The sequence below is a fragment of the Mangrovibacterium diazotrophicum genome (genome assembly GCF_003610535.1).
GTDB classification, from domain to species: Bacteria; Bacteroidota; Bacteroidia; order Bacteroidales; family Prolixibacteraceae; genus Mangrovibacterium; species Mangrovibacterium diazotrophicum.
The window spans coordinates 1,641,879-1,658,666 of the sequence record NZ_RAPN01000001.1 but is presented as its reverse complement, the minus strand read 5'-3'; the positions used below and the strand labels follow the sequence as shown (position 1 = coordinate 1,658,666).

Here is a 16,788-nt window from a genome sequence, read left to right as displayed (position 1 = left end):
TTGGATAAGTTATAAATATAGCGGGGTGAATCTCTTTTCGGAGGTTCACCCCGCTTGTTTATAGGCGCATGAGGAGTCCATGATTTTCGATTCCTTTTTGGCACTATTAAGCAATCATTAAAGCGTCACGTTTTCGTTAACGGGCGCTAATTAAAAATGAAATCTATGGCGACCTTTACGGAGAAGTCAAGCTCAGGTGCGACTTTGGAAAAGATCAACTAACAATCAAATTAAATTTAAAAAACCAGAATATGGGAATGGAGCAAACGTGGCGTTGGTATGGGCCGAGTGATCCTGTAACGTTAACCGACATTAGACAAGCCGGTGCAACCGGAATTGTGACTGCTTTACACGAAGTACCGATTGGAGAGGTGTGGACTGTTGAGGCGATTGAAGAGCGCAAGAAAATGATTGAATTTGACAGTTCTGTCAACCCGGCCAGACCACGCGGATTAAACTGGAGTGTAATTGAAAGTATTCCGGTACACGAAGATATCAAGCAAGGAAAACCGAGCCGTGATGCCTGGATTGAAAAGTATAAAGAGTCAATCCGCAATGTGGGAAAAGTTGGCATTCCGGTGCTGACTTACAACTGGATGCCGGTTGTGGACTGGACACGCACCAACCTGGAGATGGAGTTGAGCGACGGTGCCCGAGCTTTGGCTTTTGATATGAGCGAATTTATCGCTTTCGACTTGTTTATTTTGAGAAGGGAAGGGGCTGAGGCTTGTTACACGAAAGAGCAGATCGACCTGGCCAAGCAAAAGTTCGAGTCAATGAGCTCGGAAAAGCAATACATCCTGCAAAAGAATATTATTGCCGGTTTGCCGGGCGGACAGGAAGGCTACACCATCGAAGATTTCCGCGCGCGTTTGGCGGAATACAAAGAGATTGATTCGCAAAAATACCGCGAAAACCTGAAGTATTTCCTGGAGCAAATTGTTCCGGTGGCTATCGAGTCAGGCGTTCGTTTGGCGATTCACCCCGACGATCCGCCAATTCCGTTGTTTGGTCTGCCTCGCGTGGTGAGCACCGAAAACGACTTGCAGTACATCGTCAATGTTGTCGATTCAATTTACAACGGACTATGCATCTGCACAGGTTCTCTTGGCGTTCGTGGCGACAACGATTTGCCGGGAATCATCGAACGCATGGGAAATAAAATCAATTTCCTGCACTTGCGCAGTACCCAACGTGATGGCGACGGCAGTTTCCACGAAGCCAGTCACCTGCGCGGCGATGTGGACATGTACAACGTCATTGTAGCCGTGTTGAAAGAACAGCGGAAACGCCATGCGATGAATCGTCGCGACGACGAAATTCCGATGCGCGCTGACCACGGTCACATGATTTTGGACGACCTGAAAAAGAAAACCAACCCGGGGTATTCAGCAATTGGTTTGTTGCGAGGACAAGCCGAGTTGCGAGGTCTCGAAATGGGAATCGAAAAAAGCGGGGTCGTTTTTCGTTAAAACAGGAAAGTCTCGTTTTGTAAAAATACGAAGCTCTGATGTCGATGATGTCAGAGCTTTTTGTTTCAGGAAGATTGATCATCTTTTTTATTGAGAGGATAAACTGTATATATTTGTGGCAAACGAAATTTAGCCAGTGACTTCCGAATCAAGCAATACCGATAAGTCTACTTTACTTTTCCAACAATTCAAAAAAGGCGATCCGAAAGCTCTCGAGGAGTTGTTCCATCGTACCTTTCCGCGTTTGGTCGATTTCGCTTCGAAGATCACCAAAGACGCGCAGGTTGCGGAAGATATCCTGCAGGATGTGTTTATAAAAGTGTGGGAAAAGAAGGATGAAATTGAAAGTATCAATATTGAGGGCTATCTTTTTCGCATGGTTCGGAACCAATGTCTCGACTACATCAAATTCATAAAAGTCATCGGCGAAAAGGATTTCGAACTCAATTCACTTCGGAAATTTGAGGAGCTTTACCGGATTGATTTCATCCGCGACGAGCCCTATCTTTTAATCCAGGAGGAACTAAAACAGGAGATTGAACGGACGATCGAATCTTTGCCTCCTCGTTGTAAAGAGGTTTTCCTGCTCAGTAAAATGGATGGCTTGAAGAACCGGGAGATTGCCGAAAAACTGGAGATAAACATCAAAAATGTCGAGCGGCATTTGGCTCGGGCAGCGCAAACTTTCAAGGAACGATTCCCGAATGACGTTCCTCTCGCGATCATTATTCTTGTCCTGAAAAATTTTTTTTGAAAAAAGTGAGTTTTCGATGATGGGTAAATCTATCGTTTGGGAGTTATAAAGTTGTAACACCTAAACTATGGATAGAGAATCGTCTTTTGATGAACTTGCTTATCGTTACCTCGAGGGTAAATTGAAAGGTCGTGAATACGATGATTTCACGGCGCTGTTGCAGGAAAGCGACAAGCTTGCCCGTTTCGATCAGCTAAAGTCCGGCTGGCAGCCCGGCGAAAATCTTTCTTCTGCCGCAAACTGGAGAAGATTGTCCTACCGCATGTCGACCACCAGTGTTCCTGCCAAAGCCAAACCCCGGAATTTGGTGACTTACTGGATTTCAGCTGTTGCCGCAGTGTTGATCATCGGATTGATTATTTCCACTACATTTTTCTATCTGAAAAGCGACCGGTTTATCACCGGTTACACCACCATTGAAACGCCACGCGGCGAAAAGTCAAAAGTCTTTCTGCCCGATGGAACCGAAGTTTGGTTGAATGCCAATTCGTCCATCAGCTATCCTTCTTTTTCAAAAGATCAGCGCGAAGTAAAACTTGTGGGTGAGGCCTACTTCAAAGTAAAACACGACGACAATATTCCTTTTGTTGTCAGCACCAAGCGCTGCGATGTGAAAGTGCTGGGAACCGAGTTTAACGTGATGGCCTACGATCTGCTCAATCGCAACGAAGTGACTTTGTTTAAAGGGCGCGTTGAAGTGAAGGCTGGAACAAAGTCTGCAGTGTTGAAAGTGGGGCAGCGGTTTTTTATTTCCGACGACCAGCAGTACATCGAGTCGGCCAACCTGCAACAAACACACAGTTGGGTTGAAAATAAGCTGAATTTTCAAAAGATTCCTTTTGGCGAGCTGGTCATGCGGCTGGAGAACTGGTACGATGTTGATTTGATTTATGACACCAAGCGGTTTGCGAAAACCGAATTCACCGGAACATTTAAAAACGAGGAAACAATCTGGCAAGTGCTTGATGCGCTGAATGTTTACTTGCCTATTCAATACAAGAAAATTGATAACCGAAAAATCGAACTCTATGTGAAAGAAAAATAAAGGCGAAAGCGGAGCTCCTACCTTCCGCTATCGCCGGGCATAAATAAATTAATATTCAAATGCAAACCAAAATTATGGAAAAAAAAGATGTGAAGCAAAGGCTGCATAAAGGCCTTATGCTGAAAAAATTCCTAACTATTATGAAGTTAACCACCTTTCTTATTTTGCTCACTTTCATGCAGGTGAGTGCAATCGGATTCTCTCAGTCATCGAAAATTACCATGGATTTTAAGAACCAAAGTCTGGAGGAAATTTTCAGTTACATCGAGCAAAACACCGATTATTCCATTCTGTATAAAAATGAGTTGATTGAAAATGCCCGACTGAAGAGCGGCAATTATTTAGATAAAGATGTTCTGGATGTTTTAACCGATGTGTTAAAAGAAGAGCATCTCAGTTACAATATAAAAGGGAAAATTATTCTGATTGTTCCCGACGGCACTGCTCCTGAGACGAACGAGCAAAAAGAGCACAAGGTAACCGGTAGGGTTTTGGATGAGTCGGGTGCTCCGATACCTGGCGTCACGGTAGTATTAAAAGGAACAACGGCGGGCTCCATTACTTCAGTGGATGGCAGTTACTCCCTGGAAGCTCCGGATAATGGGGTTCTGGAGTTTTCTTTTATTGGTATGGCACCTCAAACAATAGAAATAAAGGGACAGCCTACGATTAACGTCGTGATGAAAGAAGAAACGATCGGCGTTGATGAGGTGATCGTTGTTGGCTATGGTACCGTTGCAAAAAAAGATGTCACCACCGCGGTTTCAACAGTTTCAACAAAGGATCTTGAAGAGCGGCCAATTATTTCTGCCGCACAGGCTATTCAGGGGAAAGCAGCCGGTGTAAATGTTTATCAACCCAACGGAACTCCGGGAGGAGAAATGGTTATTCGTGTGCGCGGAACGACTTCTTTCAATGGTAGCAATGATCCGTTGTATGTTGTTGATGGTGTTCCTGTTGATAACCTGAATTTCTTGTCTCCAACAGACATTGCCAGTATGCAGATCCTGAAGGATGCTTCGTCGGCAGCAATTTACGGATCACGTGCAGCGAACGGAGTTATCCTTATCACGACCAAACAAGCAAGTGGAGGTGCAAAAGTCGCGGCCAATGTACAGCTCGGTGTCAGCGAGGTTGCCAATCAAATTCACTCGCTTAACGCAGCACAGTATAAAGAACTGATTGACGAAATCAGACCGGGCGCAATACCTGAAGGAACCACCGATCAAACCGATTGGTTTGATGAAGTATACGGGACTGGCATTACGCAGAATTACCAATTACAGGTTTCTGATGGTAACGAGAAAACACGGTATTTTGTATCGGCAGGGTACCTGAACGAAAAAGGTGTCCTTAGCTCGGCATTCTTTCGCCGGTATAACTTCCGGAGTAATATTGAAAGCCAGGTACGTAAATGGTTGCATTTTGGCATCAACCTGTCGTATTCGGATAATAGCAGCAACGGAGTAACAACAGGAGCCGGTTCCAACCGCGGAGGAGTAGTACTTGCAGTGGTGAATTTACCAACTGCCGCGAGCGTTATCGATCCGGAGACCGGATTGTATAACCGCGTATTTTTTGGACAAAACATTACCAACCCGGTGGAATCAATCGAAAACGGGAAAAATAACAAGAATCTTGAAAACCGTTTGATTGGATCAGCTAGCTCAACCATCACCTTTCTTCCGGAATTAACACTGAAAAGCTCATTTACCTTAGATCGACGTAACGGCAAGAATACTGGTTTTACTCCTCCCGTTCACGGAGCCGATCGAGACGATTGGGGGAGTGCCTGGGACACCCGGAGCATGAATACTTTGCTGGTATTTGATAACGTACTGACCTACAAAAAAAGCTTTGCCGAGAAACACAATTTCGAAGCCATGACCGGTACCTCATGGACCGATTCACAATGGTCGCAAAGTTACATCAGTGGTTCTCATTACAGGGACAGCTCAATTCAAACCTTGAATGCCGCCAATGAAATTGATTGGAGCACTACCGGTTCGAATGCCTCTGCTTGGGGAATTATGTCGTTCTTTGGCCGCCTTTCCTATAACTTCGAAAGTAAATACCTTTTCACCTTTAACGTCCGCGAGGATGGTTCGTCTAAGCTTCATCCAGATCACCGCTGGGGAACATTTCCTTCGTTTTCAGGAGCATGGCGACTTTCTTCAGAAAACTTTATGAAAGGTGCCAGTTGGCTCAGTGATTTGAAAATCAGGGGTGGATGGGGGCAAACCGGTAACCAATCGGGTGTTGGCGACTATGCCTACCTGCAAACCTACAGCATTACCCGTCAGGCATGGTTTGAAACCGGAAAAGAAGACGCACTGCCATTAATAACACAGGCAAACCTACGTACTTCGGATCTGACTTGGGAAACCACGAGCCAGGTGAATGTCGGGGTGGATGCGACACTATTGAACGATCGGCTTACCATTGCCATGGACTATTATTCAAAACATACCACAGATATGCTGATGTACGTATCGTTGCCTTCTGGTGCTGCTGCGGCTACCAGTATTGTGCGAAACGAAGGAGAAATGATGAATAATGGGTTCGAGTTTTCGGCCAGCAGCCGCAACTTAACCGGCCACTTTAGTTGGAATACGGATTTCAATATTTCATTCAACAAGAACGAACTGAAGAGTCTGGAGTTACAACAGATTTATTACGATGCTGAGACAACGGATGCATTCCACCAGACACGTGTTGTGAGAAACGAACCAGGCAGATCGCTTGGCGGTTTTTATGGGTATATCAGTGACGGGGTAGATCCTGAAACCGGCGAGCTAATGTATCGCGACATCAATGAAGACGGTAAGATTACTGCTTCAGACAAAACCTACATTGGTGACCCCAATCCAGTCTTCACTTTTGGACTTACCAATACTTTCTCATACAGAGGATTCAATTTGAATGTTTTTATGCAAGGATCTGTCGGTAACGATATTTTCAACGCTTCCAAAGGAGATACACAAGGGATGTATGATTTGAAAAATCAATCAACAGAAGTGTTGAAACGCTGGCGTACCCCTGGTCAGATTACAGACGTGCCAAAAGCCGGATTCAACATGCAACCGTCCAGCTATTTTATTGAAGATGGTACATATCTGCGTGTTAAAGATGTTACCCTCTCGTACAACTTTAAAGGTGGGATCCTGAGCCGGGCCGGTGTTTCGCGCTTACAACCCTACTTTACAGCAACAAACTTGCTGACTTTTACCAAATATAGCGGGATGGATCCGGAAGTTAACCAATGGGGAAACAGTGGTGCAGTTCAAGGCATCGACTGGGGAACTTATCCGCATAGTAAACGCTTCGTTTTTGGGTTGAATGTTGAATTTTAATACTGTAAGAAATGAAAACAAGATATATTTTTTCTATCCTAACTGCCTGTCTTTTTGCTGCCTGCTCGCTTGATTACGATCCGATTGATACTTATTCAGATGTAACCGAAGGAGTAAGTCAGGACAGCCTACAAGCAGTATTTAAAGATAAAGCAGCTGTATTGTTGCACCGCCAGACACTTCTCGACCTTTTTAAAAACGGACAAGAGCACTGGTATCTGGACATGTTACTTTTGGCTGAGTCTCATTCAGATAACGCTTATGCCGGTGCACCCAGTTCAGAAACCACTCCATTCGAAGTAAACTCCATCGAAGGTTCGAATACCAATTTAAAACGCGACTGGAATGCCCACATGAGCAATGTAGCACAGGCAAACAAGCTGATAAACTATATTGATGACGTGGATGATGCAACGTTAACCGAGACTGAAAGACAACAATATAAAGCTGAAGCCAAGATACTTCGGGCCATGGTATACTTTGATATGGTTCGAATTTGGGGGAATGTTCCTTTAGTTTTAACAACCGCAGGTGATATTACCTCAGAAACAATAGTTGATGTTTATCCGGCCTATTTCCCTCCGCAAACTGATGCACTCACGATTTACCAACAAATTGAAACCGATTTGCTGGAAGGCCTGGAATATGCACCTGATAATAATTCCCAGGATAAAACGCAGCTCTCGAAATCGGTTGCCCGCGCGATGCTGGCCAAAGTATATGCCGAAAAACCCTTGCGCGACTACGACAAGGTCATTCAGTATGCTGACGAACTAACTGCTGATGGGTTTCAACTCGTTTCGGATTTTAGCGATTTGTTTGGCGTTCAGCTAACCGATCCCAGTTTGCCTGCATCGCAAACCAACAAAGCCATCGACGCCCAGGCCCGTAATACCGTTGAAACGATTTATGAGGCACAGTACTTCACCGGAAATACCAACTGGGTAACCTGGATGTTTGGTCGTGAGTTGAACGATTGGACCTTCTATTTTACCTGGGTTAAATGGATTACACCTTCGCGCGATTTAATTAAGGCGTTTAACAGCGAAGTGGGAGACACACGCTATGAGCAGTCTGTTGTTTTTTACCAATGCGATTGGAATATCTATTACCCGGCTGATAACTATGCCTTTATGTACAAATGCCGCAGTGCCTACAATAGTATCATCAAATTGCGCTACGCCGATATTTTATTACTGAAAGCCGAGGCTTTAATTGGTAAAGGTGAATATTCCGCAGCAGCGGCAATTATTAATCAAACGCGTAACCGAGCCGGGTTGAGTAACCTCCCTTCCTCGGCAAGTGCCAGCGAGGAAGCCATTACACAAGCATACCTGAAAGAACGGAGACTTGAATTGGCATTTGAAGGTCAACGCTGGTTTGATTTGGTGCGTCTGGACAAAGTAGAAGAGGTGATGAATGCTGTTTTCAGTAAAGATGAAGGCCGACCAGCTCAAGTCTATCCGTTTACCAGTCTGTCATACATTTTACCCATTCCGCAGGACGTGATCGATCAGAACCCGAATCTCGTTCAAAATCCTGGTTATTAATTATTGAAAGTAAACGCATATAAAAAGACAAGTATGAATTCAATATATAGATTTTTCATTTTGGCAGTGGGAATTTTCGCAATGTTTATTTCTTGCGAAGACGAGTTTGGTCCCCGAAAGGAGTCCACCCCTGTTATTGAGTCGGCAACGATTAGTCCCACCACTTTTACCTTTGGTGATTCAATTACGCTCGATGCTCAAATCATAGATCCTGCAACAACGCTCACAACGCTGACATATGAAGTGGTTTCATCCGGTCGGGTTCTCACGACGGGCGAAATACCGCTTAGCGGCGATAGTTACGATTCATCGGAAACGTTCTTTGTTCCCCTGGTTAAGGACGAAACTGATAACGCGGATGTGGTTGTAAACATTGTTGTTACAAACGTACTGAATGGGGCTGCCTCGTATCAAGTTGAAGGACTGACAGGAAACCGTCCGGCTTATAGTCAGCTATACTTGGTAACAGACAATGGCACAGTCGCAGTGTTGAGTCCTCTTTCCTCTGATGAATACCAATTTGAAGGAGACAATCTCACGTTGGATCCAACAATAAGTTTCAAAATCGCCGAGAAACTGAATGACGACAACACCATTGATTACAGCGGTGATGTGTTTGGTAATGTGAACGGCAAGCTGGAGATGATCGCGGAGGACGGCGAGTCCGGATTTGTTTACACGGCGGACGCCGATTACACAAAGGGTTTTGTTTTTGACAGCTATTCATTCGAAATAACTACTACCGGAAGCACATTGGGTGCCGATGACATATCACTAACAGCTTTTTCCGATGTGGATGCAGATGGCGAAACGCTAATGGCGCTGACACGTACCTTGGAGAATGGAAAAACCTATACCGTGTTCGGCAGTTTGGGTGATCCGCTTAATATTTATAATCCCGATTTTTTTGAACGTATTTCAGATTCGCAGGTAACTTTCCTTGGCGAAACCGGCGAGTACACCATTTATTACAATTCGGTTCGCAAAAATATAATAGTGGGTGTCGATAATCCTGCATATCCGGAATACCTGCTGGCCTGCGGTTACGGATTAGGGTACCCAACCAACGTCAGCTCTGACGAGATTGGTGCTGTATACAGCGGACACCATAAAGTACATACCAGCTGGGGATTTGGAAACGTACTGAATTATGTGCTGCTTCGACAGATCAGTAGTGGTGTCTACCAGGGAACTTTCTTCACTCCGGGCGACCACGATAATTATGCCGGATTCAAACCATTTGAAAATACAGGGTGGGGTAACGAGAAGAAAGCCGGTAGTTTCACCTTTACCGGTGAACAGATTATTACCGGAGATAACGACTGGACCATTGCCAGTGATTCCGGAACTGAATCCGCAAACTACCGGTTTACAATTGATCTGAATACGAATACGGTGAACATTGAAAAAGTAACACTCTAAAAGATGAAGGTATTACTCAATTTAAAAATATTATTTCTATCCCTATTACTCACGAGTTTTGGTTCGTGTAGTAAGGCAAGTGATGACGATAACTCCGGAGGAGATGTTCCGGTAACAGAGGCGGGTGATGTAACTATTTACGTGACAAACGCCACTCGGACCCGGGACTTTGAGAAAACTACGGTTGACTTCAGCAGCAAGAGTAACATGTCGCCGACAACCATTAAACTGGAACCTGCTACGCGTTACCAGACAATGGATGGTTTTGGAGCAGCCATAACGGGTTCAACCTGCTACAACCTGATGAAAATGACGCAGGCAAACCGCACAAAATTTCTGACGGAGACTTTCTCTTCCACCGATGGAATGGGCTATAGTTATGCTCGTATTTCTATTGGCTGTTCCGACTTTTCGTTAAGCGAGTACACTTGTTGTGATACTCCGGGAATTGAGAATTTCGGTTTAACTTCCGAAGAAAATAATTACGTTATACCGATACTGAAGGAGATTCTGGCGATTAACCCGTCGCTCAAAATCCTTGGTTCACCCTGGACATGCCCGCGCTGGATGAAGGTGAATAATCTAAGCGATTTGCAAGCTTACAACTCGTGGACAAGTGGGCAATTGAACCCTGCTTATTATGATGATTATGCCACTTATTTTGTGAAATGGATTCAAGCTTTCACCGAGCAGGGCATTCCGATTTATTCTGTAACTCCACAAAATGAACCATTAAATCGAGGCAATTCAGCTTCTCTATTTATGGGTTGGGTCGAGCAGTACGAATTCGTTAAAGACCACCTGGTGCCGGCGTTGAAATCTGCGTCCTTGTCGACAAAGATCTATCTGTTTGACCACAACTATAACTACGATAATATGGCTGATCAGAACGATTACCCGGTGCAGATTTATGATGCAGGTATGGATGATGACTTGGTAGCTGGTGCCGCTTATCACAATTACGGAGGCGATAAATCTGAATTGGTGGATATTCACGATAAGGCACCTGATCGGGAACTCCTTTTTACCGAAACGTCAATCGGAACTTGGAATGATGGTCATAATCTGGAAGTACGGCTGATAGAGGACATGCGCGAGGTTGCTTTGGGTACCGTTAATAACTGGTGTAAAGGCGTAATCGTTTGGAACCTGATGCTGGATAGCGAACGTGGGCCAAATCGCGATGGGGGTTGTCAAACCTGTTACGGAGCTGTCGATATTGATCGCTCTAATTATTCGTCCATTACACGTAACTCCCACTATTACATCATTGGGCACTTGTCATCTGTCGTGAAACCAGGAGCAGTGCGTATCGGAACATCAGGCTTTTCGGATAGTGACTTTACCATGGCGGCCTTCGAGAATACCGATGGAACCTATGCCGTGGTTCTTCTCAACAGTTCGTCAACATCTCAGCTGATTACCCTCGACGATGGTACGCATCACTTCGCGTATGAAGTGCCCGCCGAATCTGTTATTTCATATCAATGGAAAAAATAAAAACGAATACAATGAAAAACTTTAAATATTTAATACTTATGTTCATGGGTTTAGTTGCCTTCAACGCGTGTACCGACGATGAAGTAAGCGAAATCCAACAATCCGGAAATCCGGTTCTGACAGTTGATGACCAGTTCGCCGATGTTCATTTTGGCGATGTAGTGCCGTTTACCGTTAGCGTAAGCGACGAACTTTCTCTGTCAACCCTTGCGGCCATTCTTTATTTTGGAGAAGAAGAAGTGGAACGAACGACTATCCGTACGAAAGAAGACGGGGAATACTCAGGTACAATTGAAGTGCCCTTTTCCAAAGACATTCCTGACGGAACAGCCACCTTGGAATTCGTTTTGACGAACACAACACTTAAACAAGCGACTCAAACCTTCGATGTGCCAATTACGCGCGCTCAATATCCCTATTTGATATTGGTTACAGCTGATGCTTCGTATCCGATGTTGCCTACCGGGGAGGCAAACGAGTATGCTGCAACTGCAGCTTTCCCGTCAACAGATCTTCCTGCATATATTAAAACTCCGGTGCTCGATGATAAAGGTACCGAAATCGTTTTCGGATGGGAGTCTGGGGCTGTTACCGAGGGTATTACAACTGAAATTCCGTTTGTAAGTCCGGTTGGAGGTACCTACTCAGTGACATTCAATATATTGACTTATGAAGCTGCTCCTTTTTTCGAAATCCTCGTTGACGGCGTAAACATGGAAATGGTTGATAAAGAGAATTATCAGATTGATGTTGACCTGACCCAGGGACAAATATTGACCATTGACGGTTTAGATGATATTGCAGACTGGTGGATTGATGCTGATTACCTGACAAAACAGGAAGACGGTGTGTATACCTTTGTTCCCATTACCGGTAAATACCGTATTTCGGCTAATTTGAAACTGAAATATTTCAGAGTTGAAGTGTTAGACGGTAGTTCAGTTGCTTCGCTTAATTCGGATGGAACCGGAGCGATCTGGGTTATTGGCGACAATGTTGGTAAGCCATCGTTAACCGATAACGTAGTGGGCTGGAATACCGATAACGCTTTGTGTATGGCTCCAATTGCTGACCAAAAATATCAGTTGACTGTTGTTGGAGGTCAAAACATCAGTACCGATGCAATTAACTTCAAGTTTTTCCACCAAAAAGGTTGGGGTGGTGAATTCGGAAGTACGACGATCTCCACAAGCAGCGATCTAGTATTTGTCGGCGACGGTACCAATGGACGCGATAGCGGTAACCTCGGGTTAGTGTCCGGAGTGACGTTAGAAACTGGCGCGACCTATGTCTTTACGGTTGATGTATCAGCAGGTATTGATCAGGCTGTGCTGACAGTTATCAAACAATAGTTAGAAAAGGGAGAGTACAAAGGTCGTGTATCTGCAACTTAAGCGATGCACGGCCTTTGTTTCTTACAATAAACTTCAAAAGTATCCTTCATTGTAAGGTGAAACCATTCATCAACGCCAGCTATTGCAGGCTGGTGAAGTCGGAGCTTTGTTTGGGAATAAAATAAAGCATTAAGAACTACCTATCTATGAAAAGAAAAATATTCATTTTTTTTGCAGGGGCGATGATGTACTGTTGTGCATCGTCTTCGAAAAAGCAGCAGGAGAAGCCTGCATTTAACTCGAATTTTGCGGGTGAGGGAAGGAAAGTTGAAATTTACACCAGTGCAAAAGATTCGTACCTCAGGCTAACCAGAACTGGAGAACAGAACTTTTCTAAAGCTGAACAGCCATTGGAAACCGGCCTTTCCATTTTTGTAAATCCGGCAAAAACATTTCAGTCGGTTTTGGGGATTGGCGGTGCTATAACCGATGCTTCTGCAGAGGTTTTTGCCAAGCTTTCCGACGAAAAGCAACAAGAGTTTTTGGATGCTTATTACGGGAAGGAAGGAATTGACTATTCGTTGATGCGCACGCACATCAACAGCTGCGATTTTAGCAGTGCCAGTTATACCTATATTGAAGAGGGCGACAAGGACTTGAAAACCTTCTCGATTGAGCACGACCAACAATTCCGGATTCCGATGATTAAACGGGCGATGGCTGAAGCAGGGGAGCAGATGACTTTGTTTGTCAGTCCCTGGAGCCCGCCTGCCTTTATGAAAGACAATAATAACATGCTGCGCGGTGGCAAATTGTTGCCCGAATACTACCAGGCCTGGGCCAATTACTACCTGAAGTTTATACAGGAATATGAAAAAGCGGGCATCCCGATTTGGGGATTGACCATTCAGAACGAGCCCATGGCAGTGCAAACCTGGGAGTCATGCGTATATACGGCAGCCGACGAGCGCGATTTCCTGAAAAACTACCTGGGGCCAACAATGCAAAAAGCCGGAATGGGTGATAAGAAAATCATTGTTTGGGACCACAATCGTGATTTGATTGTTGACCGGGCGAATACTATTTTGAACGATCCGGAAGCGGCCAAATATGTTTGGGGCGTCGGTTTTCACTGGTACGAAACCTGGCGTGGTGGAGACGCGATGTGGCGCAACCTGCAGAAGGTACATGAGGAATTCCCGCATGTGAATTTGATGTTTACCGAAGGCTGTAACGAACGTTTCAGTGCCGATGCTTACCAGCGTTGGTCGAACGGGGAACGCTACGGCGAATCGATGATCAACGATTTCAACAACGGCGCGGTTGGGTGGACGGACTGGAACATCCTGTTGGACGAGAACGGAGGCCCGAACCACGTTGGCAATTTCTGTTTTGCGCCAATTCATGCCGATACGAAAACAGGCGAGTTAATCTACACGCCTTCCTACTATTTTATCGGGCACTTCTCGAAGTTTGTTCATCCCGGCGCAAAACGCGTGAGCACAGCCACGAGCTACTCTTCGTTGTTGAGCACTTCGTTTGTCGACTCGGAAGGAAAAATTACGACCATCGTGATGAACAAGTCAGAACATGACGAAAAATTCAGTTTGCTGGTTGATGGCTACGAGGCGGTTTTGGAAATTCCGGCACATGCCATTCAAACTTTGATTTATTAAAAGAACAGACGAACGACAAAATTGGAAACGATGATTAGACAAATATTTGCAGGAGCGGCTATTCTCCTACTTTTTTCGGCTTGTCAACAACAGCAGCAAAAGCCGGTTGACGATATCGACCGGAAAATAACGGAGTTGTTGTCGAAAATGACTTTGGAAGAGAAAGTTGGACAGATGAACCAGTACACTGGTTTTTACGATCTGACAGGCCCGGCGCCGTCGGAAGGGAACGCCAAAAACAAGTACGAACACATCAAACAAGGGCTGGTTGGTTCGATGCTGAACGTGAGAGGCGTTGAGAATGTGCGCAAGATGCAGCAGCTGGCGGTGGACAGTTCCCGTTTGGGAATCCCGATGATTTTTGGCTTCGATGTTATCCACGGGCATAAAACACTTTCGCCGATTCCGTTGGCAGAATCTGCCAGCTGGGATCTTCAGGCAATCGAGAAATCGGCTCGCGTTGCAGCCATCGAAGCTTCGGCCGAGGGGCTAAACTGGACCTTCGCCCCAATGGTGGATGTGTCACATGATCCTCGTTGGGGGCGTGTGATGGAAGGTGCCGGGGAAGATCCTTTCCTCGGAAGCAAGATTGCCATAGCCCGTGTGAAAGGTTTTCAGGGAGACGACCTGAGTGCTGACAATACAATTGCAGCCTGCGCCAAACACTGGGCCGGCTACGGTTTTGTTGAGGGCGGTCGCGACTACAACACGGTGGATGTGAGCAGCACGACTTTGTACAATGTTATTTTTCCGCCGTTCAAAGCGGCGGTGGAAGAAGCTAATGTGCGAACGTTTATGAATGCGTTCAATATTATCAACGGCGTGCCATCTACGGGCAACAGTTTTTTGTTGCGGGATGTGCTGAAAGGTGATTGGGACTTTACCGGTTTTGTGGTGAGCGACTGGAGCAGCGGCGCCGAGATGATTAATCATGGCTATGCCAGGGATTTGGAGCAGGTGGCTGAGCTGGCTGCAAACGCCGGGTCGGATATGGACATGGAATCTTATGCATACGTTTTGCATTTGGTTGATGTGGTGAAAGCCGGTAAAGTAAAAGAAAGTGTTGTGGATGATGCGGTTCGGCGTATCCTCCGCGTGAAATACGAGCTTGGTTTGTTTGACGATCCTTATCGCTATTGCAGCGAGGAGCGCGAGAAAAAAGAGATTTATAGCCCCGATCATTTGGCTGCGGCTTTGGACATGGCAAAAAAGTCGATTGTTCTGCTGAAGAATGAAAACGGCTTGTTGCCTTTGTCGAAAACACAAAAGAAACTGGCCATTATCGGAACGCTGGCCAACGACAAGAACAGTCCGTTGGGCAACTGGCGCATGGCTGGTGACGAAAATACAGCCGTTTCGGTTTTGGAAGGTCTGGAGAAATACAACGCTGATCTGAAATATGCAGAAGGCGTCAAGCTAGTGACCGGCCCGGAAGCTTTCGCAACCGAACTGGAGATTAATACGACCGATCGGAGCAAGTTTGCCGAAGCCATCAATCTGGCCAAACAATCGGAAGTCGTGGTGATGGTGCTTGGCGAAAATGGTTTGCAAACAGGCGAAGCCCGCTCCAGAGCCGACCTGGGTTTGCCGGGTTTGCAGGAAGAATTACTGGAGGCGGTTTACAAGGTTAATCCGAACATTGTTCTGGTGCTGATGAATGGCCGTCCCCTGACCATCGAGTGGGCGCATAATCATATTCCTGCGATTGTTGAGGCCTGGCAATTGGGAACCGAGACAGGCAATGCTTTGGCGCAGGTACTGTTCGGCGACTACAACCCGTCGGGAAAATTGCCGATGACATTTCCGCGAAGTTCGGCACACATCCCTGTTTACTACAACCATTTCAATACCGGTCGCCCCGGCCCCAAAACAGAGGTCTTTTGGCCGCATTACATGGACGAGTCTTATATTCCGCTGTATCCTTTCGGATTTGGTTTGAGCTATTCAACGTTTGAATATTCAGGCCTGGAAGTTCACGAAGTTGAACCCGGTAAATTTGAGGTAACCGTTCAGGTGAGCAATGTGAGCGCAGTTGACGGCGAGGAAGTCGTGCAGCTTTACATCCGGGATCGGGTAGCCAGCATTGTGCGGCCGGTAAAAGAGTTGAAAGGCTTTGAGAAAAGAATGATAAAGGCAGGGGAGACAATTGCGGTAAGCTTTGTGCTTACACAAAAAGAACTTGGCTTTTACAACGGCGAAGGCAAATTTTTGGCGGAGCCCGGCGACTTCGATCTTTGGGTAGGACCGAGTTCGGCCGAAGGATTACACACTTCATTTGAATTGAAATAACCGATCAATACCAACAAACCTTCCCGAAACGACCATGCCCGATTCTTCCGATTCGGGGTGGTCGTTTTTCGTTAAAAGGAGAGGTGTTAATTTTGCATAAAAATGAAAGAGCTCTGATGTCGCCGATGTCAGAGCTCTTTTTCTAAACTATTAAAGTTGAGAATCACGATTTGCTCTTTATTGGTGAAACCGGATGGTTAATGGGCTCTGTATTTTACACGAATCGTTTGCACAATTTTCCAACATTTTGAAAGCTTTTGCAGAAATATGTATCGTTTCCGGTGGCAGGTTTTATTTTTTTATCTCAAATTGCAGGTAGTTTCGTAAATATTATCTTCGCGTTCGAATAAATAATCCAATTGAAAACAATTTCTGATGTTTTTGATTTTATAA

The 16,788-nt window shown here is 45.4% G+C and carries 10 protein-coding genes; all 10 read left to right on the top strand.

All coding sequences use genetic code 11. From position 1 onward, the window contains the following. The first annotated feature begins 251 nt into the window (after nucleotides 1-251). Nucleotides 252-1,472, top strand: coding sequence for a mannonate dehydratase (gene uxuA / locus BC643_RS06355; RefSeq protein ID WP_120272299.1), 1,221 nt, complete (start codon nucleotides 252-254; stop codon nucleotides 1,470-1,472). Nucleotides 1,473-1,608: 136 nt separating this feature from the next. Next, nucleotides 1,609-2,226: an RNA polymerase sigma-70 factor gene (locus BC643_RS06350; protein WP_120272298.1), complete on the top strand. Its 618-nt coding sequence runs from the start codon at nucleotides 1,609-1,611 to the stop codon at nucleotides 2,224-2,226. A 67-nt stretch (nucleotides 2,227-2,293) separates the two neighbouring features. Further along, a complete protein-coding gene (locus BC643_RS06345; RefSeq protein WP_120272297.1) occupies nucleotides 2,294-3,271 on the top strand; it encodes a FecR family protein in 978 nt (325 codons plus the stop codon). A 140-nt stretch (nucleotides 3,272-3,411) separates the two neighbouring features. Further along, nucleotides 3,412-6,624, top strand: coding sequence for a SusC/RagA family TonB-linked outer membrane protein (locus BC643_RS06340; protein ID WP_245994876.1), 3,213 nt, complete (start codon nucleotides 3,412-3,414; stop codon nucleotides 6,622-6,624). A gap of 11 nt (nucleotides 6,625-6,635) precedes the next feature. Beyond that, entirely contained in the window at nucleotides 6,636-8,174 is a 1,539-nt protein-coding gene (locus BC643_RS06335; protein ID WP_120272296.1) for a RagB/SusD family nutrient uptake outer membrane protein, read from the top strand. A gap of 33 nt (nucleotides 8,175-8,207) precedes the next feature. Next, nucleotides 8,208-9,596, top strand: a complete 1,389-nt coding sequence (locus BC643_RS06330; protein WP_120272295.1) for a hypothetical protein — start codon at nucleotides 8,208-8,210, stop codon at nucleotides 9,594-9,596. Nucleotides 9,597-9,599: 3 nt separating this feature from the next. After that, the gene (locus tag BC643_RS06325; protein ID WP_120272294.1) at nucleotides 9,600-11,096 is read left to right on the top strand and encodes a glycoside hydrolase family 30 protein; all 1,497 of its coding nucleotides are present in this window, start codon (nucleotides 9,600-9,602) and stop codon (nucleotides 11,094-11,096) included. 11 nt (nucleotides 11,097-11,107) lie between these two features. Continuing rightward, nucleotides 11,108-12,448: a DUF5125 domain-containing protein gene (locus BC643_RS06320; protein ID WP_245994873.1), complete on the top strand. Its 1,341-nt coding sequence runs from the start codon at nucleotides 11,108-11,110 to the stop codon at nucleotides 12,446-12,448. A 188-nt stretch (nucleotides 12,449-12,636) separates the two neighbouring features. Next, nucleotides 12,637-14,106, top strand: a complete 1,470-nt coding sequence (locus tag BC643_RS06315; RefSeq protein ID WP_211337998.1) for a glycoside hydrolase family 30 protein — start codon at nucleotides 12,637-12,639, stop codon at nucleotides 14,104-14,106. A 30-nt stretch (nucleotides 14,107-14,136) separates the two neighbouring features. Then, nucleotides 14,137-16,395 (top strand): beta-glucosidase BglX, encoded by a 2,259-nt coding sequence (gene bglX, locus BC643_RS06310; protein ID WP_120272292.1) that lies wholly within the window; start codon nucleotides 14,137-14,139, stop codon nucleotides 16,393-16,395. Nucleotides 16,396-16,788 lie beyond the last annotated feature (393 nt).